Raw genomic sequence first — 26814 nt, 5'->3', positions numbered from 1 at the left:
TACCGCCCCGCCAAAAATCACACTTGCACCCAGCGTCATCTATTGTGAAGGGACAGATTCTCGCAATGGAGGATCGCCGGGGCGACTGACGCGGATGCTGCCGAGCTCACAAATGCACAGCTGTAATCGCCATCAATCGGCACACTCCGCCGCCGGCTGTTCAATCACGATCAAGCGGCTCGGGTCATTTAGATCGAACTCGATCACACGCGGGACGAACAGGCTGGCATAGCGGGTGAACGCGCTGGTCGGCGGAAACCGAACCACAGTTTCGCACCTCGCCAGGAGATACATCTCGATGAGGGCCGAAAAGCCGCCGTCTGCTCCGAGTGTTGCACTATGCAAGGGTCCGGCATGAGGCGCCTGGAACCGCTTTGGGGTCGTGAAAACATCAGGAAATATACCTGTTATCTTCTCAAGGACGAGCTCACTGTCCGTGCACACGAACACCCGTACGGGTCTTGGGTGAGGCATCGCCTTGGCTTTATCAATCGCCGCACAGACTTGGCGCAAAGCGAGTGTCGGGTCCGCCCAGTAGGGCGTATGTCCCATAATGTCTTCGCCGTTGCCGTGACGGACGTGAACTCCGATGATGCTGCGCCCCTCAAAGTGCTCGCGGTAGATCGCGTCAATCCGGGTCTGCACTTCCGATCGCGGTTTGACACTCCGGAATATCTGCCGCTCGGCGTCAGAATCGCAACGCCACATGAGGCAGGCGTCACACACTACCGTATTGGCGTCGGTGCCCTCTTCGCTTTGGAACAGCTTGTCCAGTTCGTCGCGCTCTCGGAAAATCTGCTCATCTGGCCGATAAACGCACTCGATCGGTGGCTTATTCCACCACTGCGGAAAGAACGGGCCCGGAAATGCAAACTGATTGATCCGATCATCGCAAATGACCGGCACACCGGCGATCTCCTGAACCGGCTCAAAAAACACTGGAAATGCATTGGTGAATGGTTGATCGAGATAGCAGGAGCCCCGCCAATCAATGGCAAGCGTGCGCCCGGTTCGCCGCGCATACCGCCACGCTGCGGCCAGGGACCATAGGCAATCACCGAACCCTGTGCGTCGTCGAGAAACAACGAAGCGATCGTTCGTCGAGTTACCAGCGAGCATTTGCTTTGCCTCGTTCCGGGATATGGGTTGGATAAGAGAAGGCGTCGCGGAAGCGGGATTTGCCTATCCCACAATAAATTGGGCTGTCCCCTCGAAGTCCTCCTGAAACCCGCGCGACAAACATCCCAACCGAGCTCCTCACAAGTCTCGCCCGACTTGGCGACTTGCGATCAATCAATCGCGCCTCTCTTGCTTCGTGGCGCCGAGACGGCATGCCCTGGGCTGCGACCTGGCACTGACTGGCATTGTCCGTCCGAAGACAGGTGTGCGCCCGACGTGTCATGCTGCGGCGTTCCGAGGTGCCGCGACCCCAACCGCAGGCTGCATCCTTTGTAACCTCTTCCTTCAGCCTCACGTGAGGTCAACGCATCAGGCGCCGACGGAACAGTGCTGTCGAAACCAGGAACGGCAATATCGCGTATACGCACAGCGCTGCGATGTGCAGGGCAATGCCACCATCGGCCCGCCCAAGCATCACCGGGCGGATGAGGTCGACCGAATGCGCCAGCGGCAATAAGCTCGCCAGGCGTTGTAATGCGCCCGGCAGTTCGCTGGCGGGAAAGACTGCCCCGCACAGAAATACCATGGGCGTGATGAAGAGCGTCTGGTAAAACACGAAGTAGTCATAGCTGGGCGCGAGAGATATCACGACCATGGCTAGGCTCGCGAATACGACGCCGGTCAAGGCAATTGCAGGCATTGCGTAGAAAACGGAGCGCCACGGCGCATAGCCCAGCATGACCGCGACAATTCCGATTGCCGTCCCCGCCAGGACGGACTTGCTCGCCGCCCACGCCAATTCGCCCAGAACAATGTCGCCGAGCGTAAGCTGCGTGGACAGGATCGCTTCCCAGGTGCGCTTTGCGTCCATGCGGGCGAACGCCGCATACATTGTTTCGAAGGTCGCCGACGTCATCGCGCTGGTCGCGACCATTCCGGCCGCTAGAAATGCGATGTATGAGGTACCCTCGACACGACCAACGATGATGCCGAGGCCGAAGCCCAGACCAAACAGATTGGTGAGGGGATCGGCGAGATTGCCGAGAACGGATGCGATCGCAACTTTCCTCCATGCCAGAAAGTTGCGTCGCCATACCGCGATCCAGTTATATGCGTTAGCGGGCAAGGTCGCCGCATAACCTTGAACCATCCTCATTTCTCCATCTCGCGCCCAGTCAATCGCAAGAAGACGTCCTCGAGATTTGGCGGGCGCTGCAGAAGGCGAAGCCCCGCCCGACCTTGCAGTCTGCTGCGAACCTGACCTGGATCTGACGCATAGCAAAACAGCGTCTCGCCGCTCGCTTCGACGTGCCGCACATACGGTTCAATCAGCGCACGCAGGTCGTGTGGGTCGCCGCCGTAGATTTCGATCACGTCGCACCCGATCTGCTCATCAATCAACGAGCGGGGTTTGCCCTCGACGAGCTTGACTCCATTTTCTAGCACGCACAGCCGATCGCATAACCGCTCGGCTTCCTCCATGAAGTGGGTGGTCAGGAGAATCGTCATACCGCGTGCCACCAGCACTCGAAGACGTTCCCAAATCAGATGGCGCGCGTGCGGATCGAGACCGGTGGTTGGTTCATCCATGACCAGCAGGTGCGGATCGTTGATCAGCGCACGCGCCAGCGTCAGCCGCCGTTTCATCCCGCCCGACAATTGGGCGACGCGCGCGTCGGCCTTGCTCTGGAGGCGGGCGAAATCGAGCAGTTCCGGCACGGCCGCCTCGACCTGACGTGAACTCATGCCGAAGTAGCGACCGAAGACCAGCAGATTTTCTCGTACCGTAAACTCGAGTTCAAGGTTGTCGAACTGCGGCACCACGCCGATACGCAGGCGTGCCACCCGAGCGCGGGCCGGCACAGGTTCGTTGAGGACTGTAATCTTTCCCGCATCGGGCGCCATCATCCCCATGACCATCCGCGCAATCGTGCTCTTGCCGGCGCCGTTCGGCCCGAGCAGACCGAAGCATTCCCCTCGTGCCACGCTGAACGACAGATCGTTGACAACGATCCTGTCGTCGAATGACTTTCTAACGCCGGCAAGGTCGATTGCTACGCTCGACATGTTTACCTTAGGCTGAAAGAAGCGGTTCAGGCGACAACGGATTCCTGACAACCGCTTTGGTCCAGAGCAGGCCGTCGCACCATATGTGTTCAACGCGACCCCATTGGCAGGCCGCGGCAGCGTCTGGGAAAAAGCCGCGTCCGTGGTGATTGGCGCTGGTGTTGCAAAGCAAAGGAAGGCCTGTGAGGCGCTCGTACTCGACAAGGAGCTCGGCGACTTTGTGTTGCGATGTCCTGGGAACGGTCTGCAATCGCGCAGATCCGTCCAGATGGACTATAGCGGGGACCTTATGGCGCCATTCCGCTCGCGTCTGATGATCGAAGAGCATGTACGGATCTGGCGTTCCAGGATCGAAGATCTCCGGTGCCCGGTCCTCAAGGCAAATCGGGGCGACCGGTCGGAAGTGTTCGCGACGCTTGATGTCGTTGAGGTGATCCTTCATCTCGGGAGACGTTGCGGCTGCAAGGATGCTTCTGCCACCCAAAGCCCGCGGTCCGAGCTCGGCGCGTCCGGTAAGGAAGATCACGGGCTTGTTGCTGGCGAGAATGGCTGCAAGCTCCTGCATGCTGCAGGGCGTGGCCTCCCATTCCGGGGCGACCTCTCCGGCCTGCAGGGCCGGACCACTGTAGACTGACCATTCGAGCGGAACGTAGCCATTCTGCGCCGCCATTGCAGCGCAAGCAGCCCCAATTGCCGAGCCGCTATCATTCGGAAACGGCGGCACCCAGACATCGTCGAACAGACCGGTCGCGCGTAGCGCACTGTTCCATTTGATATTGAGGCCGCATCCACCGGCGACGCAGAGATTTCGTGCGCCCGGAAGTGATGAGTGCCGCAGCAAGACAAGCGCAATTTCCCGCACGAGCAGGCGTTCGAGGAACTCATGGAATGATGCAAGTACGTCTTCCGGCCGCTTCTCGCCCAATCGCAGCGCACATGCGTCGAAGAAGTCGTGCAGAGCCGCAAGCGAGGACTCCGCGTTGTTGATATCGGCACGATAACGACGAGCTTCGTCCGTATCGGATGCAAAGCGTTTTTCGTAGAGCTCCTGAAACACCGCCACGATGGTTTCATCAACGGCTCCGAGAGCGATGTAAGCCATCAGTTTGCCGGCGACGCCTAAATCCCAATTGCTGCGGTTCGCCTGCTTGTAAGGTCCGAAATGATGGCCTGCGACAGCATAGGCGTGACCGATCATGGGAAGCAGGCAGTCAATGAGGCGCGCGCCGCGGCGTTCAACATAGTAAAGGCGCGGAAAGATGCAGCCGTCCCAGACCAGGCAGAACGCGGGTCGCCCGGCTTTGGCAAATGGGCTCGTACAGTATGCGGAGGCGACATGGCCCGTGACATGCGGATAGCTCTTATATGGAAAGACCTTATTGGCCAGGATCAGGCCAAAGCCGTCCACCGAATCGAGCAGTCCCTCGCCATGGCGCTCGACATAGGGCCCCCCTTTGAGCGTGATGGGTACCGCCCCGCTGAGAACCTGGAATTTGGACTCGACTTCCCCGTCCCAGCCGTCGATGACAAACTGATCAATATCCCGCGGATCGAGACCATGCTCGGTGAGGGCAGTCACGACTGCATCGAGGTTGTCGATGAGCTGGTAGCGAGGATTGTTGCTCCGCTTCTCCTGCTCGGTGCAGAAGACAAGCCGCCCGTCGTCGACAACAGCAATCGCCCCGTCATGGGTTAGTTTGATACCACAGATACGCATACGTCCCCCTTGCCTAGTCGCGGCGATTCGATTGGTCTGAAGATTGGATCGGACTGCGGAACTGGACCAGCAGGCAGCCTTCGTCGATCAGATCCCCCTGGCAGTGCAGACGTTCGACCTCGAACAAGGTCTCCTTGAAAATGTCAATGACGGTCTCGGCACCGGCCGCGTGCCCCCAGCGCCGGCACGTGGCATCACGCGCGGACCCAAACACCAGACGTCCATCCGGCGCCAGCATCTTCACCAGCTTCGCGATGGCCTCGCGCATCTGGGGTATGTCTTCGAGGTAATACAGAACCTCCGCCACCACGATCAGATCGAACTGCTCCGGGGGTGAAAACAGTTGGATGCTGGCGGTGACCCACGTGATGTGCGACCATTTGCTCATTCGTTGACGCGCACGCGCGATCGCACGCGGCATGACGTCGACCACTGTGAGCCGCTGGCAATTGGGCGCCAGCTTTTCCGTGAACGCTCCGGCTGCACAGCCGACCTCGAGTGCGTTTGCAATTGCACCTCTGGAAAGCGACATCCGGAGCATTTGCGCGTGACGCTCGTGTTCGAACGGATTACCGTCGAGCCGCCACGGATCATCGGCCGCGAGCTCACGCTCCAGCAAGTGGTACATTGTGCCCTGCGTCACGAGAAACCCCATCCAGTTGTCGGTCTTTTGGTCACTCGCCGCTGCAAACGTTGTCGCTCGTCACCAAGCCTGACGGCCTGCGCGAAAGATCGGCCCGCCGAACGGCGTCGTCAGTGCCCGCGCCCGCTGCAGCTTTTCGTCGAGTGTTGGCCTGATGAACGGCGAGGCGTTCTTCACTGCCAGCCGGTAGACTGGTGACCTTACGCGACAGCCAATCGCTGTTGCTCAAGGTACACAGGGCGTACGCTTTCACGGGAAGCAAGAGAAGGATATTGATCGGCGTATGCAGCGAAAAGCCGAGAAATCGAATATCGCGAGCGCGAAACGCTGCCACGCTGCATCGAATCATGGTCATCGATGCGATCGTCAGCACGGTCCACCATGGCATTGTACCCGTGACAGCGATCTGCGCGAGCGCGGTCAGGAACGACACAGCAAGAAGCAGGGGGCCGAGATTCTGTCCGATCACGTCCAGCGTCAGGTAGCTATCGAGACCGGGCAGCAGGCGCATCGCCAGCCACGTGTCGCGGAAGGTGCTCCGCGCCCACCGCAGTTGCTGGCGCAGATACGGCGCAAGCCTGTCCGGAACCACTGTTGCGGCGATAGCGTCAGGAACATATTCGGTTCGAAACCCTGCCTTCAGCATGAGAATCGTAAGATGGCGATCCTCACCGAAATCACTCGGCTTTCCGCGAAAGAACTGCGCTTCGTACTGATCGAGCAGCAGAACGAGCGCCGACCTGCGATACATCGCACATGGGCCGCAGCAGCACATAACCGCGCCAAAGCGGGCCTGTGCGGCCCGCTCTTCGTTGCAGGCCAGCCAGTACTCCATGTCAATCAGCCTGGTCAGCCAGGTGTCATTCCGATTGCTGGCAGTCAACTGCCCCATGGACGCACCGATCTCAGGATCGCTCATCTTCGATGCGAGTTTCGTTATCACGTCGGCGTCGATGACAGTGTCCGAGTCGACGTTGAGCACCAGATCACCGGATGAGCGGCGTATGGCGGCGATCTGCGCTTTGCGCTTTCCGGCGTTCTGGCGCAGCAGAATGAAGCTGAACCTCGGATCATCGGCGTAGATCCTCTGGACGGCCCCAACCGCATCCCGGTTTGCCGAACCGTCATCGACGACAAAGACCTGGAGCTTGCCGGCATAATCCTGATTTGCAATGGACTGCAGGCACGCCGACAGGATTTGCGGGTCTTCGTTGAAGCAGGGCACGATGACATCTACACTCGGCAGACCGGCAGCCGTTTGCCGCAGTCCGGGCGGTGGAGATGGCGTCTCTGTCGGCGTGGCATAGAGCGCCTGTACGCTCTTATAGACCGTCGAGAGCAGCGCATAAGACGAGACAGCGACGGTACTGGTTGCGGCGAGCAAATCCATAGGAAGCCAGTCTGTTCAGTGGAGTTGAGGAAGCGGACGGATTGCAAACCCGCGCGTGCGCAGCGCGGGGATCAGAGTCGATAGCGCAATGAGGGTCTGGTCGCGATCACCAGCTTGATGGTCCAGCTCCAACTCACCAGGCGGACATCCGTCGTGCAGCAGCACAACTGCACCCGGCCGGACAGCTGCCAGTACCGTGTTCACGATGCTATCAACGCCCGGTCGAGACCAGTCCAGTGGATCTACCGACCAATGGAGGGCCGCAAGCCCGCTCTGAGCTGACAGAGCGAGAACCTCGTCGGTCCATCGGCCATACGGCGCGCGCACGTGCCGGACCGAAGCCTGCGGGCACGCCGCATTGATGAGCCTGCTTGTCGCGACGATTTCATGTTCCACGTCGGCGGGCTCGCATCGGGATAGGTCGGGATGCGTCATTGTGTGGTTTGCTACTTCATGCCCTTCGGCAATCATTCGTCGGACGAGCCCAGGCTGATCGGCTGCATGAACGCCGATCACAAAGAACGTCGCCGGACACTGGTGCTCCGCCAGCGCGTCGAGGATCGCCGGTGTGCAGAGCGGATTTGGGCCGTCGTCAAACGTCAAATAGACGCTCCGACTCCCGTCAATGTCCGGGTACTCGCTTCGCACCACGGACAAGCAATCGTGCCGCTTCACAGCTCGGGCCCGTTCCGATCAATGAAGGTGCCTGTCGGCCACTCGCTGATCGCGCGTGAAATCGGGAACACGACGAGGATGACCTCTTCGATCCGAGTGGGCGGCACATTGAGATACACGTCTGGACGGGTCGACCGTACGCGAACTCCAGGGGTCAGGGTCGCGAGCTTTTGTCGGCCGACCAATCTTGTGAGATGCTTCTCGAGCGCCGGACGAACCGTACCAAAGCCGAATGGGACATCGAGTTGCTGGAGGACCGGATACATCACGCGCAGTGAATGGCTGATGCCGAGTCCTTCGAGATCCGGTCGTACAGCATAGAGTCCCAGTTCGGCGACGAGCAGATCGACTTCGTCGACTTTGATGCAGCGCCGCAACAAGCCGAGATGTGCCGCCACGCCGCGGTTATCGTAGCCGATTATGCGCAGCTCAGGCCGCGCACCGGCCCAACTTCGACCACCTTCGAAGGGCTGGGCGTTGAACGCGCCCGTCGGGCCGTAGCTCTTTCGAAAGAATTCGGACAGCTCGATATGGTCGGCGAGCTGGAGCTCGTTTTCCCAGCGCACGATCCACTGCACTTGAGAGCGCATGGGAACACCTTCCGTCGAGCCTGAAACAGCAATATTCATGGCGTGCTCTCCTTCGACAGCGGCGCGAAAGCGGCCTCGGTGACGTGAGCAGTCCGCCAACCACGTCCGCCCGACCGGCAATCACACGCCGAAAGCACGGAAGCGTTTCGACGGCCTCGCGGTCTGTCGAACGAGCTATCGGCACGGGCGATGGTTGCAATCTCCTGCACCGCAGGCCGCCGATCTATGAGTGTCATTTGCATTTTCGATACACTTTGAACGCGATGGACGCGCGAACCATTTCGCAGGTGGTACGGAGAGTTGCGCGCGCGATCCGCGTCTGCCGTGTCGTCGCGAACCTAAGTCAATGACGATCGTTGCCTCAAGTGTACGCGGGTAAATCGCCGGTATGGAAAGGCATGAAAAAACCATACCAAGGTTTATCGAAAGTAGGTGCCTGTCGGGCTTTCCAAGCGCCCGCCGAACCAAATTGACGGAATTCAGTTCGCATAGTCCAGCAAGACAGACCGGCCCAGCGTGGCCCGGCTGACGCTGCGCGCATTCCCTGGAACTGTTTTCGGAAACCACGGCGCGAAGAGCGACAGCCATCTTGCTATGCCTGATTCACTTTCTCCAACTGATGTTTGCTATCCAACATTCGGCATGATTGGGTAAAATCGATTGTTTTGATAGAACACATCCATACGATGGATAGAGTCACAAGATGCGGTTCAAGGGCCTTGATCTAAATCTTCTCGTTGCGCTCGATGCTCTGATGACCGAGCGCAATCTCACTGCAGCGGCACGCAAGATCAATCTCAGTCAACCGGCCATGAGCGCCGCGATCGCACGGCTGCGGACATACTTCCGCGACGAACTATTTACGATGAGGGGTCGCGAACTTGTCCCAACATCGCGCGCAGAAGGGCTCGCTGCTCCAATTCGGGAGACCTTGCTGCACATCCAGCTGTCCATCATTTCGCGGGACGCGTTCGACCCGGCTCAATCGAGCCGGCGCTTCCGGATTATCCTCTCCGATTTCATGACGATCGTATTCTTCCGAAAGATCATAGACCGCGTCGCTCGGGAGGCTCCCGCTGTCCGCTTCGAGTTGCTTCCGTTCTCAGATGAACCCGGCGAGCTTCTCAGACGTGGCGAAGTCGATTTCCTTGTCGTGCCCGAATTGTTCATGTCGAGCGCGCACCCCAAGGCCAGTCTGTTTGAGGAAACACTGGTATGCGTCGGCTGCCGTACAAATAAGCAGCTCGCACGCAAGTTCACGGCCGAGAGATACATGTCGATGGGACATGTCGCGGCCAAGTTCGGCAGAGCCCTGAGGCCCAATATCGAGGAGTGGTATTTGCTTGAGCACGGCCTCAAGAGACGAATCGAGGTCGTCGTGCAGGGCTTCAGCCTCATCCCCCCGGTCGTATTGGACACCACTCGGATCGGAACAATGCCTTTAAGATTGGCTCGGCACTTTGAAAAACTGGTGCCCCTACGGATCGTCGAACCACCGCTGGCCCTTCCCGCCTTCACCGAAGCCATCCAATGGCCTGCCACCCACAATACCGATCCGGCCAGCATCTGGATGCGGCGGATATTGCTGCAGGAAGCGTCAAGCATGACCTTGCCACCCGAGACGCCACCACGTCGCAGACGCTGCTAGGTTGATCGCGAACCTTCGCAAGCCGTTGCGGGCGGGGATACTGATTTGCGCCTGAGAGCATTCGAAGGCCCTTCGGTCGCTGACCTGCGACGTTTCAGCAGGACCGCGTTCACGGCATCTTGGCAGGGCCGGCTTCGATCGGACGATAGCCGCGGCGCGGACCCAACGTGCCCGCCGAGCTTTCCGGTGCCGACGTCCCACTCATCCAGATCTCAAGCCGGTTTTGGCGGGCGCCTCCCGCCTGCCGATGCTGCCAGACCTTGCCAAGCAAGCACCACGATCGGCTCTTGCACGATGGTGATGCTCTGGATTCGACCGTGCGCCTTCGCCGAAGGCGGCAGAGACCTAGGAACGCTCCACTTTACGGACCATAACAACAGCAGTGGAACGAAAACGCTTGAACCTTACACTGCGTCAGGTTGTAGGCTGGCAATCGTGAGCAACGATCCGTCACACGGATGTCGATAGCGCACTTGCGACATTGTCGGCGTGAACACCAGCGTTCTACCTAGAATGGTCTTCACGCTGAGGGATGTTGTTGCCGGAGTGCGGCAACGATCAGGTCCGAAACCGCCGAGTTACACGCTCCTCGCCCGCTCCACCTCGGGTCGATCAGCCTGTTGGCCCAAACACGCGAGCTGTTTCTCACGATCGCGCCGCCAGATCGAGACCTCCTGGACGGTTAGCGCGATCGTTCCAGACCTAACCGTTGCGGCTCAAGGAGTGCAACGCAAACGCTTTCAGCGGGGTGAAAAGATATGCGTTTCAAGGGCCTTGACCTGAATCTTCTCGTCGCCCTCGATTCCCTGATGACCGAGCGCAACCTGACCGCGGCAGCGCGCCGAATCAATCTCAGTCAGCCGGCCATGAGTGCTGCCGTCGCCCGGCTGCGCGCCTATTTCCGCGATGACTTGTTTGCGATGAGCGGCCGAACACTTGTCCCAACACCGCGAGCGGAAGCGCTTGCTGGTCCCGTTCGCGAGGCCTTGCTGCACATCCAGCTTTCTGTGATTTCGCGGGAGGCGTTCAATCCAGCCCAATCGGAGCGCCGGTTCAGGATCAGCCTTTCCGATTTCGTCACGCTGGTGTTTTTTCGTCGGATCGTGGAACGTGTTGCGCAGGAAGCGCCCACGGTCAGCTTCGAACTGCTGCCGGTCGCCGACGACCACGATCAGCTGCTCCGGCGTGGGGAAGTCGACTTTCTGATTTTTCCGGATTCATTCATGTCAAACGGGCATCCTAAAGCAGCGCTATTCGAGGAACGGCTCGTCTGCGTCGGCTGTCACACGAACAAGCGGCTATCGCGTCGGCTTACACTCGAAAGATATATGTCTATCGGGCAGGTCGCCGTTGGATGCGATCTGACGCGAAAGCCCTCGATCGAAGAATATTTTTTGCTTAGACATGGGCTCAAGCGCCGCGTCGACCTCGTCGTGCAAAGCTTCAGCATGATCCCACCGATGCTGATAGGTACTGACCGAATCGGAATGATGCCTCTACGGTTGGTTAAGCACTTCGAGAAAACGACGCCACTGCGCATTGTGACACTTCCGTTCTCGCTTCCCGCATTCACTGAAGCCGTCCAGTGGCCTGCTCTTCATAATAGTGATCCAGCAAGCATATGGATGCGAGACATACTGTTACAGGAAGCGTCATGCATGTCCCCTCCTCGTGACGTCGCGCGAGCATCTAAACGCTCGAAGTCCAGTCGGCACCTCGCTTCAGCCATTCTTCCCACCAATCAGCGCCCGTCCGAATACTTCGTGAGGGCGGACTCCCATTCATCGTGAGCGCAATTCCATAAAGCGCGCGACACCCGTGAATCGGATGCCGGATTTGGCCACCTCAACCGCCTGACATTTGGACTCTGCCGATTGCTATTGTCGTCTCGCGCGCGACAGCTTTCAGACTGACCACTTGCACCACCCTATTGTGCAGCCCGTCGCAAATTGCTATCGAGCCGCCCGCCCGAGCAACGGCGCTCAGCCGGCAATAGAGTCTGCTCAGGAAACAGAGCCCAACATCCGACGGCAGCAATATAGTGCTATTCTCGCTTTGCTCGGCCACTCCAATGTCGTCAGCTGATAGATTGTGCGAAGAACGGCTCGCTCAATCGCTCGCGAGACATCAAGACAAAGCGATGCACGATTGTGTTGCTCGACGGCATCACTTGAGGGCATACCGCATCATCGCCGCTGCACGCCGCCAGCCCGTCTCCTTTTGGCCCTACCGCAGCCAAACGTCTTGGCCATGGGCGCGCGCCTCGCACAATGACAAATAGGGAGCCCGACGTTGCAGCAGCACAATGGTATCTTCGATCCCGAGGATCTATCAGTCCTGGGAACGATGTTTGACAAAGCCGTCACTGCGCTGCCCGCCTCGATGCGCACTCCTGAAAACCGAACGGCAATCGCAAAGCTCATTCTGGAGCGAGCAGCGACGAGCGAAGCTGGCTTGGCGTCCCTGATCAGCTTGATGGACGCTATTTCCCCTGCCGCTTGATCGAGCGGCACCCTAAGATCGTCCCCTTGCTTGCGCCGGAATGGAAGAAGATTCAGCTAGGTCATTGAAATAGCTTGAATCTCACGTGACGTCAGGTTGTAGGCTTTGAAATCGAAAGAACATGACCAAAGCTACACAACGAAGGCGTCGATGGCGCATTGGCGAACTTGCAGATGCTACCGGAGTAACGGTACGCACGCTGCATCACTATGAGCATACCGGACTCCTTGCCGCCTCGGGGCGCACGGATGGCGGTCATCGCATGTATGATCGCGAAAGCATGCAACGTGTCCATCAGATTCGAGCGCTGCGCGAGCTTGGCTTCTCCCTTCAGGAGATCCGCAGAGCAATGGAGGGACGCACCTCGCTTACTGACTTGTTGCGCAAGCATCTGGAGCGTATCGAGCTGCAAGTTGCTCGTGCGACTCTGTTGCGAGACCGCTTACGCAATATGACAACCGATGGCGAAGTTCGCGTCAGTGTAGATGAGTTGCCCGCCACGCTGGATGCGATGGCGCGGGTGGAGAAACGCACCGAGCCACGACCATGCACGTGCACCCTGGCTGCGGATCGCGAGGAGCGGTGGCGACGAATCCGCGATGAACTGCGTGACTGTGTGGATCGCGACGAGCATCCATGCAGCGAGCGGACAAGATCGGTGGCTCTTGAGGCACGCCAGTTGATCGGCGAAATCGCAGGAGCCGATTCGACCGTCCCAAAAATCCTGAAAGTGCTCGCGCGATTGAGTGCGCCTCAGAGCCTTGCTGGTTGGGATCCCAATCTCATGCAGTATCTCGATCTCGCACTCGCCGCCCTGGAGGATCAGCCGTACTGAGCGGCGCCGCCTGATCATACGAGACTGCCGACCTGCCTCCTGATGCTGATGTCACTGACCTCCGGTTTCCGACCTTCGCGGGGGGGGGGTGAGCGAGCTATCGCATATCTCTTTCTACTGTAGCTTCATCAGCCGACGAATTTTTGACTTATTGATCGCGCGCTCCCGATAAGGGGCTTGAAACGCACCTAGCGTCAAATTGTACGGTCTAACCCGGGTCCCACGGTCTTCGACGAACGATCGGGGATAACCCTGGCCCATCGCACCGACCAGCCCATGATCGGAGCGACCAGGCTGACAGCACAAGGCAAACATCGGGAGCTCCACAATGTCGAGTTGGCATACCCGTTGCGCTGCAAGCGCAGCCATCCTGTGTTGTGCCCTGGCTTCCGCAGCGTCTGCCGCCGATGTCTCCATTGCGGTAGCTGGTCCAATGAGTGGAAGCAGCGCTGCATTCGGTAAGCAGATGCGCGATGGTGCCACTGCGGCCGTCGATGCGCTAAACGCATCGGGCCTGCTTGCCGACACCAGGATCGTATTGAGTGTCGTCGATGATGCGTGCGACCCCAAACAGGCCGTCGCGGTTGCAAACAAGCTGATCATCGATCGGGTCCGGCTGGTCGTCGGCCACTTCTGCTCGTCCTCGTCGATTCCAGCCTCCGATGTTTACGCCGAGGCGGGAATTATTCAGATTTCGCCTGGATCCACCCATCCGCGGCTGACAGAGCGCGGACTTAAGACCGTCTTTCGCATTTGCGGCCGCGACGACCACCAAGGCATCGTGGCAGCCGAATACATCCTGCGGCACTATCCGAACAAGGCGATCGCTGTCCTTGACGACAAGAGTACAGCTGGCAAGGGCATTGCCGATATTGTCGAGGCAAGGCTTCGCGACGGCAGCGCAAGTGTCGTGCGGCAAAGCTATGTGGCCGGCGAAAAGGACTACATGGCACTCGTCTCGAGACTGAAAAAGGACGGGATCCAGATTGCCTATATCGGCGGCTATCACACTGAAATCGGGCTGATTGTGCGACAGGCGGCACAAGCTGGTACCGGCCTGACGGTGGTGGGGAACGATCCACTGATGACCTCTGAATTCTGGGCCATCACGGGCAGTGCTGGGAACGGTACCTTGTTCACCTTCATGCCAGATCCCGCCAAGAACGCGAGCGCAGCCGACGTCGTGGCAAGGCTCAAAGCTTCGAATTCATCCGTCGAAGGCTACACGCTTTACGCCTACGCAGCCGTCCAAGCATGGGCCGAAGCGGTGAAACGGTCCGGATCCTTCAACGCGACACGGGTGGCCGCTGCGCTTCGTTCGCAGCCGATCGATACGGTGATCGGCCCGGTCCGATTCGATCCCAATGGAGACAACGCGTCTCCAGGCTTCGTCGTCTATCGCTGGCACGATAACGCCATCGAAGCCGCCGAGCAGAACTGATCGTCCCGATCCGAATAGCGCCTGGATATTGAGCAAGGCCATCGCATGACGAGACATCCTCTCGACCTAGGCGTTGCGATCCTCGCGATTGTCGTGGCGTTCGCGATCATCATCGCGTTCGTTGTGCTCGCTGTCGTGCTATCGGACTTGTCTGATGCCAATGTGCCGAACGACGAATTCGCACCCGGAACACTGACGCCAAAGCTGATTAGGCGCGGAAGCGCTTCCTCGCGGAACGAGTCATGATTTGCTTCGCGCCGACAAGTCGAGCTCGTCACAGTCTGTCTGGTATCGGTCATTTCGCGTCGAGGACTCCTGGTTCGACCTCCCCTCGCTGCGAGGCTTTGGTTACCTGCAGCGTCGTCCGCGAATAACAATCATCAATCTCCTGCAACGTCTCATCAGCTCAATCGACCCGCATACGCTGCGCCGGCACTTGGCTATTCATAGGGAGAACACACCATGTCGGACGACAAACTGCGAAGCGTGCTTTCCGCCCTCAGCCCGGTGGCGTGCGGATTGGAAGTTCTGCCAACTGCCCGGGCGGCTCCAGACACAAGCTACGTGAAGCTGGATATGAACGAGAATCCCTTCCCCATGCCCGCCATTGTTATGCAAGGCGCGCTAGCGGCCCTTGAACGGCAGCATCTCTATCCGGAGCATGACAACCTCCGCTTGAGGGAGGCGGCCGCCAACGCCTACGGCGTCCCGACGAATCATGTGATCGCTGGCAACGGATCATCTGAACTTCTCGGCTTGATCTACAAGGCTTTCCTTGTCTCTGGCGACCGCATCGCAATGGTCGCCCCAGGCTTCACGTTCAACCGCAAGCTCGCCATGTTGCAAGCTGCCCAATTGATAGAGGTCGAATGCGCAGCTCCTCAGCGTTTGCCGATCGAACAGCTTCTGTCCGGGCCTGCAACAGCTGCCAAGTTTCTTCTGTTGGCGAACCCGAATAATCCGACCGGACTCTTCATTCCGATCGCCGATATCGAATGCCTGCTGGCCCAATCCGATCGCCTGATCGTTCTGGACGAGGCTTATGTCGACTTCGCTCCTGACAACGGCCTGCGTCTCCTTAGCCGTTATCCAAATCTTCTCATCCTGCGGACGCTCTCGAAAAGCTATGCCGCCGCGGGCATTCGCGTTGGCTTTGGTATCGGTCATCCCGAGCTCATTGGCAGACTCCGTAACATCCAGAACGTCTTCAATATGAATGTGATCGCTCACGCGGTTGGCATCAGCATTCTTGCACATCGCAGCGCTTATGAAGCCAATCATCGGCATATCAAGCAAGAACGGGAGAGAGTTAGCGCCGAATTGTCGCAGCTTGGCTTCTGCGTGGCGCCGTCCCACGCAAACTTCGTGCTTGCCCGCGTGCCGGGACCACAAGACGGCAGATGGTGGCAGGCAGCCCTGGAGAAGCAGAAGATCCTTGTCGCCTTCTTTGCCGACAAGGGTCTGGAAAACAGCATTCGCATTAGTATCGGGACAACAAGCCAGATCGATGCGTTTCTCGCCGCGGTCCACGCGATTTCCGCACACTTGAAGACGGCCAGCAACCAGGCGCGAACGTTATGCAGCGGGTGCAGATGTCCAAACGGCAAACAGTGACGACAAGTAGAAACCAACGCCGGGTGACGGCGGCGGGCGGCCGAGATCATCTTCGCGCTTGCGCATCGTGCAACCGGCCAAAGAGGCAACGAATGCTGACAAGCCGTCGCATGCATGAACGTCGATAACACTGCTCCTTCGACGGCGCGGATCGGGCCGGCCTGCAGTAACCTACAATCGGAGACAATTCGAATGAACAACGGCATTCCTTCAAAGTTGACCTGCGGCATCTTCGACCATCTGGATGACGACGGCCGCGACGCAGCTCAGCAATACGCGGACCGTCTCACATTGGCGGAGAAGTGCGACTCTCTTGGTTTCTACGCGTATCACCTGGCAGAGCACCACTGCACCCCACACGGCAGAGGTCCGTCGCCGAATCTGTTCCTGTCAAGTGTCGCGCAGCGCACGCGGCGCCTTCGTCTTGGTCCTCTGGTCATGCTGCTCAATCTTTATCATCCATTACGCGCGTTTGAAGAAGTCTGTATGTTGGACCAATTGAGCGGCGGCCGGCTCGAGCTCGGCATCGGACGAGGCTCGGTGCCGATCGAGTTGGGCTATTTCGGTATTGGCGCCGACGTCGCGCCGAGCCGCTATGACGAAGCCAGCGAAATCCTTGCGAGCGCGATGAAACAGCATTCACTGTCCTATCAGGGGCAGCATTTTGAACTCAGGGGCATCCCTGTGACGCTGAGGCCTCATCAGCGTCCCAATCCGCCGACATGGATCGCCAGCAATCGAGCCGAGTCGGCGGCTTGGGCGGCCGCGAACGGCGCCAATCTCGCATGTGTAGGTCCCTCCTCAATCGTGCGAACAGTCACGGACGCCTTCCGAGCTCATCGAACGCACAGCGCTGAGGCGAGCGATCGGGAGCCATTCCTTGGGTTGCTCCGCATGGTTGTGATTGCGCGCGACCACCAGGACGCCTACTCCTTGGCGGCAACGGCTTACCAACGATGGCTGGAGAGCTTCAAATTTCTTTATGAGCTCAATGCCATTCCCACACCACCTAACCTGCCGCTGACCTTCGATGCGGCACTTGAGAGTGAGTTGTGCGTCGTCGGAACGCCATCTTCCGTGCGACAGGACCTTCTTAACCAGATGGAGGAGGCAGGTGCCAACTACCTGCTTTGTCAGCTTGCTTTTGGGAATCTGCCGCTGGATGTCTCGCTGTACACCGCAAGCACGATCCAATCCGAAATCATCGCTCGGGCATGCTGACCGCCATGCGGCCCTTGGGATCACATCGTATGGCAGGGCAGCCTCAGTTCCAGCCCCGTTCGGATAGATTTTCCGGCCACGCTGGTTTTTCACCGCGTTCGAGCATGAGCGTGACCATGGACCATCCGCGTCTTTGACAAAAATCCTGAACATGAACCTGTAATCGACGAACGTCCGTGGAGGACGCTTGCGCGCCCCCCACGAGCGCCTCCAGGTCGGTCCCAGCGTTCGGCGAAATGATGAGGTCCAGGCTGTCGCTCCGCCGCGTTGGAAGGCTACGCTGTGAGAGAAGGCGCCTGGAGATCCGACCAGATTTCCAATCGTCACTTCGACAAATGGTAGCGCGACAATCTCTGCAGACAGATTGTCATCCTTTTTTGATGCGGCAAACAATATCGCCTCGAAGGCACTCTGCCTGTCTTTGGCCATTAGCGCAGGCCGCGGCTGACATCGTTGTACATGGCACAGAGATTTGGCTCGTCCTAAGCCGAGCTTGCCGAAATATTGCTCAATAATCGCACTGGCATTTACGAGGTCGTGGACACTTGCCTCGTTGGATTTTCATCATCCAGCCAGCCGATCTTGCTCTTCAGGAAGCTGAAACCGAGCGCTTGAAAGCCGGCCCGCTCCTTGTTGTTCTTGCCATAGCTGTGGCCGCCCGCGGCGAGTTCGTAGAGATAGGCCTCATAGCCCATCGCTTGCAGCTTCGCCACCATCTTGCGGGCATGGCCGGGATGAACGCGATCGTCGCGCCGCGTGGTGGCGATCAGGATCGGCGGATAGGGCCGGCCAGGCTTTGCGGCATGATAGGCCGAATAGGTTTTCAGCCAATTCCAGTCTTCTGCCTTGTCGGGATCGCCATATTCAGCGATCCAGCTCGTTCCCGCGAGCAGCTTGGTGTAGCGACGCATGTCGATCAGCGGGACCGTGCAGAACAGCGCGCCGAAGCGCTCAGGATATCGCGTGAGCATGTTGGCGATGAGGAGGCCGCCGTTCGATCCGCCCTCGGCGACGATGCATTTCGGCCGTGTCACGCCGCGGCGGACGAGATCGGCGGCGACCGCTGCGAAATCATCGTGCGACAATCTCTTGCCGGCGAAGCGGCCGGCGTCGTGCCAGCGCGTGCCGAACTCACCGCCACCGCGCAAATTCGCCAGCACCGTGGTGCCGCCGCGCTCCAGCCACAGCTTGCCGAGCGCCGAATTGTAATATGGTTTCATCGAAAGCCCAAAGCCGCCATAGCCGCTCATATGGACCGGCGCTTTGCCCGTCTGGTCCGCAGGACCAGTTTCTACGTAAGGAATGCGCTTGCCATCGACCGAGACGGCCTCATGTCGCGTGACCACAAGACCATCCGCGGCAAACGCTTTGGGCTCCCGCTTGAGCACGGCCGGACTGGCGACACCTTGCTCGATCAACATCAGTGACGGAGGCGTAAGCGGATCCTGGATGTTGGCCAGCAAGTCGCCATTGCTCTCGGACGGATAGCGATCGAGAGGCCAGACGTCCGCGACACCGATATCGGGCAGTCCACGCAACTGCTCGCGGGTCCAACCGTCGGCGTGCGGCGTAGCTATTTCGAAGACAGGCCGCAGTTCGTCCAGAATGGAGAGCACAAGCCTGCCTGCGCTCCAAAAAAATCCCTGCAGCGCGCGGCGCGGGCCCGGTTCGAAGAGAATGTCGAACTGACGGTTGCCTCCGAGGAAAGCCGCCAATGAGGTGACGAGGACCGTATCCGCGGCATAGGTCTGCCTGGCCGGAGACCAGGTTTCGCGGGGCTTCATGGCAAGCCAGTCGCGATGAGGCTGTATCCGGATGCTGCTCGGCAGATCCAGCTTCGTCGTCGGGCCCGATCTATCGCCGAGCCAGACGACAGAATTGAAGAAGTCCGCGTCGTCCACGTACCACATCCTTGGCGATGCAGCGGTGTGGTCGACTGCGCAACGGACGCCCACATGATCGGTTGTGGTCTCAAACGTGACTGTCGCTTGGTTCGCTCGCGTGCCGCGCCGCCACAGTCTCACCGTGCGTGCATAACCGGCGGTCGTCGCCATGCCGTCTCCATAAGAGCTTGACAGCACCAGCGTGTCCGGGTCGAGCCAATCGACGCTGCTCTTGGCTTCCGGCAGGAGGAAGCCGCCGCGAACAAAGCTTTTCGCCTCGGTATCGAACTCTCGCAGAGTGACCGCATCGCCGCCGCCGCGCGACAGGCTCAAAATCGTCCGCGAATGAGACCCAGGCAGCCAGGCTGTCGCCCTCAATAGCCAGTCTTCACCCTCGGCGGCGGCGAGCTGATCGATGTCGAGGAGGAATTCCCACCTCGGCTCCGGCTTGCGAAATTCCTTTAAAGTGGTTCGCCGCCAGAGCCCGCGTGGATTGTCAGCATCCTTCCAGAGATTGTAGAGATAGCCACCGCGCCGGCTGACATAGGGAATATTGTCTGGCCGGTCGTAGATCGCCGTGAGCGTGTCGCGATCGCGGCCGGTTGCCGCACCGCCAAACGCTTGCAGCGTTCTACTCTTCTGCCGCTCGACAAAGTCAAGCGCTCTTCTGCCTTCGATCTGTTCCAGCCACAGATAGGGATCATCGTCTGGATCAGCGAGCGTGGGCTTTTCAACTCGCGACTTTGCCTTGACCACGCTTCACTCCAACCTCGGCAGCCTTCGAACAGTCCGCCCCACAGGTAGTCGTATTCCCGAGAGTGGACCAACTACGAGTTCTGGTAGGGCTCGTCTCCCGATCGGTCCGATTAACAACTCTCCGATGTTCCATGCCGAAGTCAATTTGCTCCGTCGGCAGGCTGACGTTCAAGCGCTCTCCTCGAGGAGATGGTCACCGTCACAACCAATCGTCATCGTCCCGGCTGGGCCGCACTTTGTATATGTCGGGACTGACGACACCTGCTCGTTGCAGAAGCCGAAAGTCCAGTACAGTAGCGGGCTTTCGTATCGCTTATCCCGGTCGCCGAGGGCATCGAAACCCGGTCCGAGGCCGCCTGCCTGACGCTATGGGGGTACATTCCCGCAACGCTATTCCCTCGCCCAAGCCGATACAGATTCGGATCTGCTTATCGCTTCGGCGAGTCCGCCCTGGTCATTGGCAAGCTCCTAGGTCCTCGATTTTGAGACGATCGGTCCGTATGTCGAAGCGCGCAGAAGCCGGACCAAGTCCGCCCATATCGCACCTATGACGGATATATGCTGAGTGCTCGTGGTTCAGGGACGCAGTCGCCAATCATGACCATCGACCCATATCCCGCACTTGCCTCAAGGCACACGCATGAGGCTATCCGCGCATCGACCACGGCCGATCGGTGGCCTGGATGCGTTCCATAAACACAATGGATTTTACCGGTTCCAGTCGAACGCCCATACTCAACTGCCAATTCTTAAAAAGCATCCCCGGAATGTCACATCACGAGCAATTCCAGATCTTCGGTCCCTGCAGGCCGAAGCGACCTTTTGCGAGCAAGCTGTTGCCCCAACATCGAGGTCCCTGCCCGTCAGCTTGCGATCATCGCGCAGCCGTGGCAGTCGGTTCACCTCGCCCGATCACGCGCTCGGCCAATAACAATCATCTTTCGCCAAGCGAGCAATCAGAACGATTGGGTCTCGCCTCCTTTGATCGGCTGGTGCGCGTGGGTACGCCGCGCGAGAGCCAAGCCAACGAACTGTCGCCAATCGCCAGGACCGCCTTGTGCAGCCCTGCGCGGGTCGTCAGACTGGCCACCGGCACGGCCGCCACCTTCCGCCGATCAGTCCGGGCTGCTCTCCGGCGAAACGAGTTTGTGCTCTTACGCAATGCATCTGCTCCTCTGCGTCGGACCAATGACAGAACGTTCGGCCATTTGATCATCGCAGCTCGTCCGGTTTTTTTCGTGCTTTTCATGACAGCGCTTCTCAAGCCGCCTGCTTGGCAATCTCGATGAGTAAGCAATCTCGCAGTGGACCTGCCCGCTACGGCCGATAGTTCGCTCGCGTCTTATGCCCGGCTCTCGCCGATTTTTTGGAAGCGACAAGCGCTGTGTGCTTGTCGGAAAGCCGTTCGCCAGTGTCCGATGACGTGATCGCTCTCCACGCCCCCGCCAATGGTTCATGTCGTCGTATCTCAGCGTCAAGATACGCTCCGTGCACCCGCCGCGCATCAGAGCAGTTCACGATCATACCGGAACGTCATGGGGAGGTTGTGCGATTTGTAACGATGATGAAGACCAGGGCGCTGCGGCCCCGAGTCCGGCACCTACGCGCCTGACTTTCAACGGACGTCGATTGCGAAGACGCAGGTCATTGATCGACACCGCCCGCGGTTTCCGCGCGAGGTCAAGACCTACCAAGCGGAATTGGGAAGACGACTCGTCTTCCCGCACTTATCACTCATTTTCGATTAATCCGGAGAAATACAGTGGACATCGAGCGTTGCGATTCAAACACTCACTGCTTCAAACACGGCGCCAACCAGCTGGCAGACGCCAGCGCAGGACCCGTTTGCGAAGACAATGGTGCTCGCGAAACGATTCAGTTGCTCAACGCGCTGACAAGCGCACTGATAGTGGCGGAAACAGAGCGCGATAGCCTCGATAGGCCGAGAACCAGCGATGGCGTTGGCGAGCGGGAAACCGGACGAATATTACAGGGACCCAACGTTGTCTACTATCCGGAAGACCTTCAGCTTCTCGGCAGAATTTTTGACCTCGCGATCGCTGCCTTACCAGAAGCCTTGCAAACTCCAACCAACCGGTCGACAGTCGCCAAGTTCATTTTGTCGCATGCCGTGATTACCGAGGGTCGGCTGCATGTTTCCGATCCAACTCCTGCGGCCCTTTGCTCCTGCCGATTGATAAAGCCGACCTCCAATCCTTGCGCGTGCAGTTCATAGATGCTCTGATGCCGCATTATCCGAAGACTATTCTCTCAGATTGCGAGCTGCCAACAAGCATCTTTCCGGCCTGCCGCAATTCCTCTTCGACACAAATCGTCGTTGTCCTGCTGGCGTGATGCAAGGCGCACGGGCGCCATGCGTCCGTCGCGCGAGGCCAGCATCACAGACGACGAACTAAGCGGCATCCTTTCCGCTGTCGAGCGAAAGCCGAGCAGCAACCGGGGACCTGGCTTACGCTGCAGACCGCCGGAGCTACGACGACAAGATGCTTATCGCAACGGCCGCGTGCCGACGAGAGCTGATACGGCAGCGAATCGTTCGTTTGCGCGGGCACGCGAGCCGGCATGCAATGCAACCCGGTGAACCGCTAACTTTTGACGGTTACATCAACCCACCAAGAACGACCTCCCCGCACCTGTCGAACGCTGCGTGAAGCCACAATCGGGCAAGCGTGCCCGCGCTGCTAGGCATGATCGCCTCAATTGAACCACCACTCCTCTCTCATGCACGATTCGCTCCGCTGAGAAGCAAACGCTGCGCCACGCGCGCCGGACTTCCGCATCCGGGCACCTCGGCAACAGTCCCGATCCGGATGGGCATGTCACGAATACGAGCGTCCCGGAAACAAATTTGCAGAAAGCCGCTCTAAAGTTCGGAAGCGCTAAATTGAACGATCGGAGCGCTGCACCGGAAGAGCGCAAAAGCCGGTTACGACTTCAAAGTCCATGTCGCACGGCCGCCACCGCAAGCAGAGTACTCGGCCACAAGCAATGCAAATTACTTCGAGACCTGACGGCGGTCATCTCAAGTTCAACGAGCGTTGCTATTAATGTCAGCGGCCGCGTTCTCCCTCAATGGGCATGCCGCCAACGGATCCAATGCTCCACTATGGCACGCTGAGCACGCAAATCGGGGAGCCGGATTGGTCATCACCCTCTGCATCAGCATGTCGCAGGAGCATTTGAGATGGACCAGACTTTATCCAAGCCCGATCAAACGCCGCAGGCTCTCGTAAGCGCTGCATTTGATAAGGCGTGGCGCTTTGTCGAGGCCGATCCGATCTTGGCACACACTCGCAAGACAGTTTTGCACAGCCGACTGCGAGCTCATCTGCAATGCTCAATTATGAGCGGTGAACGCAGCACATTGAAGCTAGCAAACGAGGCGATAGCAAAGCTACGTGCCGAACTGGCGGGGCCACCAAAACGATAGGCGGGGATAGAGAGATGTTAGCGACCGCTTTCCGGACTAAAGGTGGGCGTCTGAGGATCTCAGTCTGGCAATGCCCAGCGCCGAATAAGCATTTATGATCGAGGCACGAGTCCACTGGACGGTCGAGATCGTTCTTTGCCAGATCAAAACGAGCGACGACCGAGCGATCGATAAGATCCGGGTGGCGCGCCAATGTCCGCGGCTCGGCGAGTATCATGACGTCGTAAGTGCGGGCACACGACCTGCGTCCCGCCCGACAAATGATACTCGGTGGGAGCTCGCACCTGCCGCTTTCGACAATGGCCTGCGGCAGGACGAAGCGGCTGCCGTCGTCATCACGCATCATCACGACGACTCTGCAAGCTGACGCAGCGTACGATTGCAGCCATTTCTTCCGAAAACATGTTGTGCTGAAGTTACAGCAATTCGTGACGATCTTGCTAAGACGCGCAGCGCCGGGCACATCGAAAGGAACGACACCAGAATGAAGAATTTGCTGCTTTTGACTGCAAGCATCCTCGCGCTTGGCGCGTTGACGCCTGCATTTGGCGCGGACCTCGCTGCGCAGCCGATCGCCAAGGCTCCCCCGCCCCCCGTAACCGCCACGCTCAATGACTGGACGGGCTACTATATCGGTATCAATGGCGGCTGGGGCTCGAGCCGCAACTGCTGGGACGCCGGGGGCATCCTACCCGAGGGCTGCCATGACGCGGTTGGCGGAACCCTCGGTGGCCAGATCGGCTATCGTTGGCAGATATTCAACACGGTCTACGGTCTCGAAGCCCAAGGTAACTGGGCCGACTTCAGCGGCTCCAATGTGAGCGCTGCCTTCCCCGCAGATACGATTCGCACCAAGGTCGATGCGTTCGGTCTGCTTACCGGTCAGATCGGTTACGCGTTCAATAACGTTCTGCTCTACGCAAAGGGCGGAGCTGCGGTGACCAGCAATACCTATCAGATCAACGCGGCGTCTACCGGTACCGAGCTTGCCAAGAGCGACAATATTCGTTGGGGTGGTACGATCGGCGCCGGTTTTGAAGTCAGCCTGACGCCCAGCTGGTCGGTTGGCGTCGAGTATGACCACCTGTTCATGCCAGACAGCAATCTCACCTTCACCACGGCCGCTGGCGGGGTCGCCACCGATCGTATCAGCCAGGATATCGATCTCGTGACCGCGCGGCTCAATTACAAGTTCGGCCCGGCATTGCCCAAGTACTGATCTCTGCGCGCTTGGGGCGACGAATCGAGGAGCCCCGACCTCTGGTCGGGGCTCCTGCTTTTGGTGCGTCTGTCGCGAGCAACAATCATTCATGCGGCTGCCGCATTCCAAGCTCCCCGATTCGAGATCGCGGGCTCGTTTTTCCGGCGAGCCGGTTCGGCTCGTCAGGACCGATCGTCCTCAATGGGCTACTCTGGTTCGCGATGCCCAGAGGCGTTTTGTGATCGTTGCAACACGTCCCGCGCCAACTTCCTGGACGTGTCAGGATCCGATGTCACATCTGCATTCGCTCAACACGACTTCCACGCAGTTGGTTTCAGAGAAGATTGAGACGCATCGCAATAATGATGGCTTGGATCCGACTTGTCGCACCCAGTTTACGCATCGCGTTCTTGAGATGAAAGTTAACTGTGTTTTCGCTGATCTTCAATATTACCCCCATTTCCCACGACGATTTGCCCTCTGCCGCCCACCGCATACACTCTAATTCGCGCTCGGAGAGCGTCACTTTCCTATTGCAGCTGTCGTCGGAGGGACGCACGATCTCCACGCACGCGGTGTGAAAGTGCCAAGCGAGCGCGTTGAGATGGCTGATGCGATGTCGAGGATCAACATCGTCGGACGGCGATGCAAACGATACCACCGAGAGTCGTCCAAGCGGCCCGAACAATGGCACACTCATTCCGTGCTTCAGTCCCGCTTCTCTGGCTTCATTCAGTACCCGCCTTTCATCGGCCTGGAGTTGATAGTACTCGGGGAGCTGATCCCACAGAAACGGCCGAGCAAGCATTGGTGTTCGGCGGACGATTGGATCGATCGTATGGTACTTGCGTTTAAAATATCGATCGCACCAATCTGCAGGCCATTTCACGGCCACTGTGGGCGGTGGATACTCCGGAAAACGAAGCGGCTCCACGAAATTGAGCGCTCCGTAGGCAACTTCGCTGAATCCCTCCTTGCTCGCGCAGCTCACCAGGAGCTCGAATAACACTCTGAGGGATTGCGTTTGATTTGCGCATTCGGTGAAGCTGAAAAGATCCATTATGGGCGCCTCTGGAGGGCGCGCCAAACGGTCAGCCTCGCGCCGTTCTATTGAGCTTGCTCTGGGCGAAGGCAAGTTCTGTACGATCAACTGCACTGTCCGACTCCACTCTTTGCGCGCTTAGACGCTCCGCCCGTGGCAGCCGCTGTTGTCGGATCCGTTACTCTTTGCGGCAGGTGCAAAATCGCGGGCGGGTCGATCAAGCAGCAGCGCTGCGGCGACGCTCGCTTTTCCAGGCTTAAACAGCACGCCGGGCGTGCCGGAAACCCTCGGAAGTCGCTAGAGGCGACAATTGCTCTTGCGAGGTCGCGGCGTGGCATCAACGACGCTTCGCTGCATCTCGAGGGAGCGTTCGGCCAGAGCCGGGATGACGAGGTTCTCCACTTTGGTGAATTACAGCGTGCTGACCCGCTTCGCGACACCGGACACCACCAAGGCTGTTGCGCGGTTGATGCTCGGCTTGCCGGCGAAGACGAAATCAAGTGGGTCATATCCCGTCCCGATCCTGCAGATCGGCGTTACCGGCCCGCATCTGGTCGTCAGTATGTGGCTGCGGGCGAGCACACGATCGGTGAGGTGCCGGGCCTAATCGTTGCGAATGGAGCGCTCCTTGCGCGACTATGAGGCGTCTGCAGCTCTCAGTTCGGCGCGAACAAATCGTATGGCTCAATGGCGATCGGCTTCCCCAGTGCATGCCGGCCGGGCTACCCAGGCACTCGTGGAGCCGAGAGACCTGCTTGACGCAGAGGACACTTTGCATGCGCATCTCCAGGCGGGAGAAGAACTGGGGTGGCAGCAGCAAGTGTCGTACCAATCGCAGGAGCTGAGAAAATCGACCATCAAGACAAGTACTTGACCAGGATTGCAGCGCACTGCAGATTGAAGCAATCGCGACATCAGGAGGAAATGCGACAATGCCGTTCGTGCGGCCTGACATTGGTTGACGTCGATCAAGCAAGGCGCTGTAAGACGACACCTCCAGGCCGGATTTCAGCCCAAGC

22 protein-coding genes are annotated in these 26814 nt (G+C 58.9%); 12 read left to right on the top strand and 10 right to left on the bottom strand.

The features are described from left to right. Positions 1-132 precede the first annotated feature (132 nt). The 8 genes from P6U25_RS10850 to P6U25_RS10815 all read right to left on the bottom strand — a co-directional run bounded on the left by P6U25_RS10850 (position 133) and on the right by P6U25_RS10815 (position 8240). Entirely contained in the window at positions 133-1119 is a 987-nt protein-coding gene (locus P6U25_RS10850; protein ID WP_407151227.1) for a nodulation protein NodZ, read from the bottom strand. Positions 1120-1480: 361 nt separating this feature from the next. Beyond that, complete coding sequence (locus tag P6U25_RS10845) at positions 1481-2269, bottom strand: ABC transporter permease (protein WP_280973089.1); 789 nt, start codon at positions 2267-2269, stop codon at positions 1481-1483. Between the two features lie 2 nt (positions 2270-2271). Continuing rightward, on the bottom strand, positions 2272-3186 hold the full coding sequence (gene nodI / locus P6U25_RS10840; RefSeq protein WP_280973090.1) for a nodulation factor ABC transporter ATP-binding protein NodI: 915 nt from the start codon (positions 3184-3186) through the stop codon (positions 2272-2274). A 7-nt stretch (positions 3187-3193) separates the two neighbouring features. Beyond that, entirely contained in the window at positions 3194-4903 is a 1710-nt protein-coding gene (gene nodU / locus P6U25_RS10835) for a nodulation protein NodU (RefSeq protein ID WP_280985599.1), read from the bottom strand. A gap of 13 nt (positions 4904-4916) precedes the next feature. Further along, on the bottom strand, positions 4917-5558 hold the full coding sequence (gene nodS, locus P6U25_RS10830; protein ID WP_407151226.1) for a nodulation methyltransferase NodS: 642 nt from the start codon (positions 5556-5558) through the stop codon (positions 4917-4919). 19 nt (positions 5559-5577) lie between these two features. Continuing rightward, positions 5578-6936, bottom strand: coding sequence for a chitooligosaccharide synthase NodC (nodC, locus tag P6U25_RS10825; RefSeq protein ID WP_280973093.1), 1359 nt, complete (start codon positions 6934-6936; stop codon positions 5578-5580). Between the two features lie 15 nt (positions 6937-6951). Then, positions 6952-7611 (bottom strand): chitooligosaccharide deacetylase NodB, encoded by a 660-nt coding sequence (gene nodB / locus P6U25_RS10820; RefSeq protein WP_280973094.1) that lies wholly within the window; start codon positions 7609-7611, stop codon positions 6952-6954. Beyond that, positions 7608-8240, bottom strand: a complete 633-nt coding sequence (locus tag P6U25_RS10815; RefSeq protein ID WP_280973095.1) for a NodA family N-acyltransferase — start codon at positions 8238-8240, stop codon at positions 7608-7610. The genes nodB and P6U25_RS10815 overlap by 4 nt, the downstream gene beginning before the upstream one ends. Before the next feature lie 664 nt (positions 8241-8904). Between P6U25_RS10815 and nodD1 the strand changes: the two genes are divergently transcribed. From nodD1 to P6U25_RS10780, 7 genes are all read left to right on the top strand, one after another. Then, complete coding sequence (gene nodD1, locus P6U25_RS10810; RefSeq protein ID WP_280973096.1) at positions 8905-9849, top strand: transcriptional regulator NodD1; 945 nt, start codon at positions 8905-8907, stop codon at positions 9847-9849. Between the two features lie 758 nt (positions 9850-10607). Then, entirely contained in the window at positions 10608-11639 is a 1032-nt protein-coding gene (locus tag P6U25_RS10805) for a LysR family transcriptional regulator (protein ID WP_407151225.1), read from the top strand. Positions 11640-12141: 502 nt separating this feature from the next. After that, positions 12142-12351 (top strand): hypothetical protein, encoded by a 210-nt coding sequence (locus P6U25_RS10800; RefSeq protein WP_280973098.1) that lies wholly within the window; start codon positions 12142-12144, stop codon positions 12349-12351. A gap of 121 nt (positions 12352-12472) precedes the next feature. Continuing rightward, positions 12473-13186: a MerR family transcriptional regulator gene (locus tag P6U25_RS10795; RefSeq protein ID WP_280973099.1), complete on the top strand. Its 714-nt coding sequence runs from the start codon at positions 12473-12475 to the stop codon at positions 13184-13186. Between the two features lie 433 nt (positions 13187-13619). Next, on the top strand, positions 13620-14627 hold the full coding sequence (locus P6U25_RS10790) for a branched-chain amino acid ABC transporter substrate-binding protein (protein ID WP_407151224.1): 1008 nt from the start codon (positions 13620-13622) through the stop codon (positions 14625-14627). Between the two features lie 462 nt (positions 14628-15089). Continuing rightward, entirely contained in the window at positions 15090-16241 is a 1152-nt protein-coding gene (gene hisC / locus P6U25_RS10785) for a histidinol-phosphate transaminase (RefSeq protein ID WP_407151223.1), read from the top strand. Between the two features lie 192 nt (positions 16242-16433). Then, positions 16434-17462, top strand: coding sequence for an LLM class flavin-dependent oxidoreductase (locus P6U25_RS10780; RefSeq protein WP_407151222.1), 1029 nt, complete (start codon positions 16434-16436; stop codon positions 17460-17462). A 527-nt stretch (positions 17463-17989) separates the two neighbouring features. On the opposite strand, the gene P6U25_RS10775 is transcribed toward P6U25_RS10780, so the two are convergent. Then, the gene (locus P6U25_RS10775) at positions 17990-20101 is read right to left on the bottom strand and encodes a prolyl oligopeptidase family serine peptidase (RefSeq protein ID WP_407151221.1); all 2112 of its coding nucleotides are present in this window, start codon (positions 20099-20101) and stop codon (positions 17990-17992) included. Between the two features lie 1762 nt (positions 20102-21863). Between P6U25_RS10775 and P6U25_RS10770 the strand changes: the two genes are divergently transcribed. The 4 genes from P6U25_RS10770 (at position 21864) to P6U25_RS10755 (ending at position 24771) form a co-directional block, all read left to right on the top strand. Further along, on the top strand, positions 21864-22337 hold the full coding sequence (locus tag P6U25_RS10770; protein WP_407151220.1) for a NolY: 474 nt from the start codon (positions 21864-21866) through the stop codon (positions 22335-22337). Positions 22338-23306: 969 nt separating this feature from the next. Further along, entirely contained in the window at positions 23307-23552 is a 246-nt protein-coding gene (locus tag P6U25_RS10765; protein WP_280973106.1) for a hypothetical protein, read from the top strand. A 94-nt stretch (positions 23553-23646) separates the two neighbouring features. Then, positions 23647-23919 carry a hypothetical protein gene (locus P6U25_RS10760; RefSeq protein ID WP_280973107.1) on the top strand — a complete coding sequence of 91 codons (273 nt, stop codon included), beginning with the start codon at positions 23647-23649 and terminating at the stop codon, positions 23917-23919. A 117-nt stretch (positions 23920-24036) separates the two neighbouring features. Then, the gene (locus P6U25_RS10755) at positions 24037-24771 is read left to right on the top strand and encodes an outer membrane protein (RefSeq protein WP_280973108.1); all 735 of its coding nucleotides are present in this window, start codon (positions 24037-24039) and stop codon (positions 24769-24771) included. 316 nt (positions 24772-25087) lie between these two features. Here the strand turns inward: P6U25_RS10755 and P6U25_RS10750 are convergent, their stop codons facing one another. Continuing rightward, positions 25088-25813, bottom strand: coding sequence for a LuxR family transcriptional regulator (locus P6U25_RS10750; protein WP_280980514.1), 726 nt, complete (start codon positions 25811-25813; stop codon positions 25088-25090). Between the two features lie 367 nt (positions 25814-26180). Between P6U25_RS10750 and P6U25_RS10745 the strand changes: the two genes are divergently transcribed. Next, positions 26181-26402, top strand: a complete 222-nt coding sequence (locus tag P6U25_RS10745) for a hypothetical protein (RefSeq protein WP_280973110.1) — start codon at positions 26181-26183, stop codon at positions 26400-26402. Positions 26403-26814 lie beyond the last annotated feature (412 nt).

This window comes from Bradyrhizobium sp. ORS 86, assembly GCF_045571475.1.
In the GTDB taxonomy this organism is placed as follows: domain Bacteria; phylum Pseudomonadota; class Alphaproteobacteria; order Rhizobiales; family Xanthobacteraceae; genus Bradyrhizobium.
This window is presented reverse-complemented; position numbering and strand designations above follow the sequence as displayed.

Bases quoted from the DNA above. Each gene is read 5' to 3' on its own strand.
- P6U25_RS10850 (WP_407151227.1), bottom strand. From the start codon at position 1,119: ATGCTCGCTGGTAACTCGACGAACGATCGCTTCGTTGTTTCTCGACGA.
- P6U25_RS10845 (WP_280973089.1), bottom strand. From the start codon at position 2,269: ATGGTTCAAGGTTATGCGGCGACCTTGCCCGCTAACGCATATAACTGG.
- nodI (WP_280973090.1), bottom strand. From the start codon at position 3,186: ATGTCGAGCGTAGCAATCGACCTTGCCGGCGTTAGAAAGTCATTCGAC.
- nodU (WP_280985599.1), bottom strand. From the start codon at position 4,903: ATGCGTATCTGTGGTATCAAACTAACCCATGACGGGGCGATTGCTGTT.
- nodS (WP_407151226.1), bottom strand. From the start codon at position 5,558: ATGGGGTTTCTCGTGACGCAGGGCACAATGTACCACTTGCTGGAGCGT.
- nodC (WP_280973093.1), bottom strand. From the start codon at position 6,936: ATGGATTTGCTCGCCGCAACCAGTACCGTCGCTGTCTCGTCTTATGCG.
- P6U25_RS10815 (WP_280973095.1), bottom strand. From the start codon at position 8,240: ATGAATATTGCTGTTTCAGGCTCGACGGAAGGTGTTCCCATGCGCTCT.
- nodD1 (WP_280973096.1), top strand. From the start codon at position 8,905: ATGCGGTTCAAGGGCCTTGATCTAAATCTTCTCGTTGCGCTCGATGCT.
- P6U25_RS10805 (WP_407151225.1), top strand. From the start codon at position 10,608: ATGCGTTTCAAGGGCCTTGACCTGAATCTTCTCGTCGCCCTCGATTCC.
- P6U25_RS10795 (WP_280973099.1), top strand. From the start codon at position 12,473: ATGACCAAAGCTACACAACGAAGGCGTCGATGGCGCATTGGCGAACTT.
- P6U25_RS10790 (WP_407151224.1), top strand. From the start codon at position 13,620: ATGAGTGGAAGCAGCGCTGCATTCGGTAAGCAGATGCGCGATGGTGCC.
- hisC (WP_407151223.1), top strand. From the start codon at position 15,090: ATGTCGGACGACAAACTGCGAAGCGTGCTTTCCGCCCTCAGCCCGGTG.
- P6U25_RS10780 (WP_407151222.1), top strand. From the start codon at position 16,434: ATGAACAACGGCATTCCTTCAAAGTTGACCTGCGGCATCTTCGACCAT.
- P6U25_RS10765 (WP_280973106.1), top strand. From the start codon at position 23,307: ATGGACCAGACTTTATCCAAGCCCGATCAAACGCCGCAGGCTCTCGTA.
- P6U25_RS10760 (WP_280973107.1), top strand. From the start codon at position 23,647: ATGATCGAGGCACGAGTCCACTGGACGGTCGAGATCGTTCTTTGCCAG.
- P6U25_RS10755 (WP_280973108.1), top strand. From the start codon at position 24,037: ATGAAGAATTTGCTGCTTTTGACTGCAAGCATCCTCGCGCTTGGCGCG.
- P6U25_RS10750 (WP_280980514.1), bottom strand. From the start codon at position 25,813: ATGGATCTTTTCAGCTTCACCGAATGCGCAAATCAAACGCAATCCCTC.
- P6U25_RS10745 (WP_280973110.1), top strand. From the start codon at position 26,181: ATGACGAGGTTCTCCACTTTGGTGAATTACAGCGTGCTGACCCGCTTC.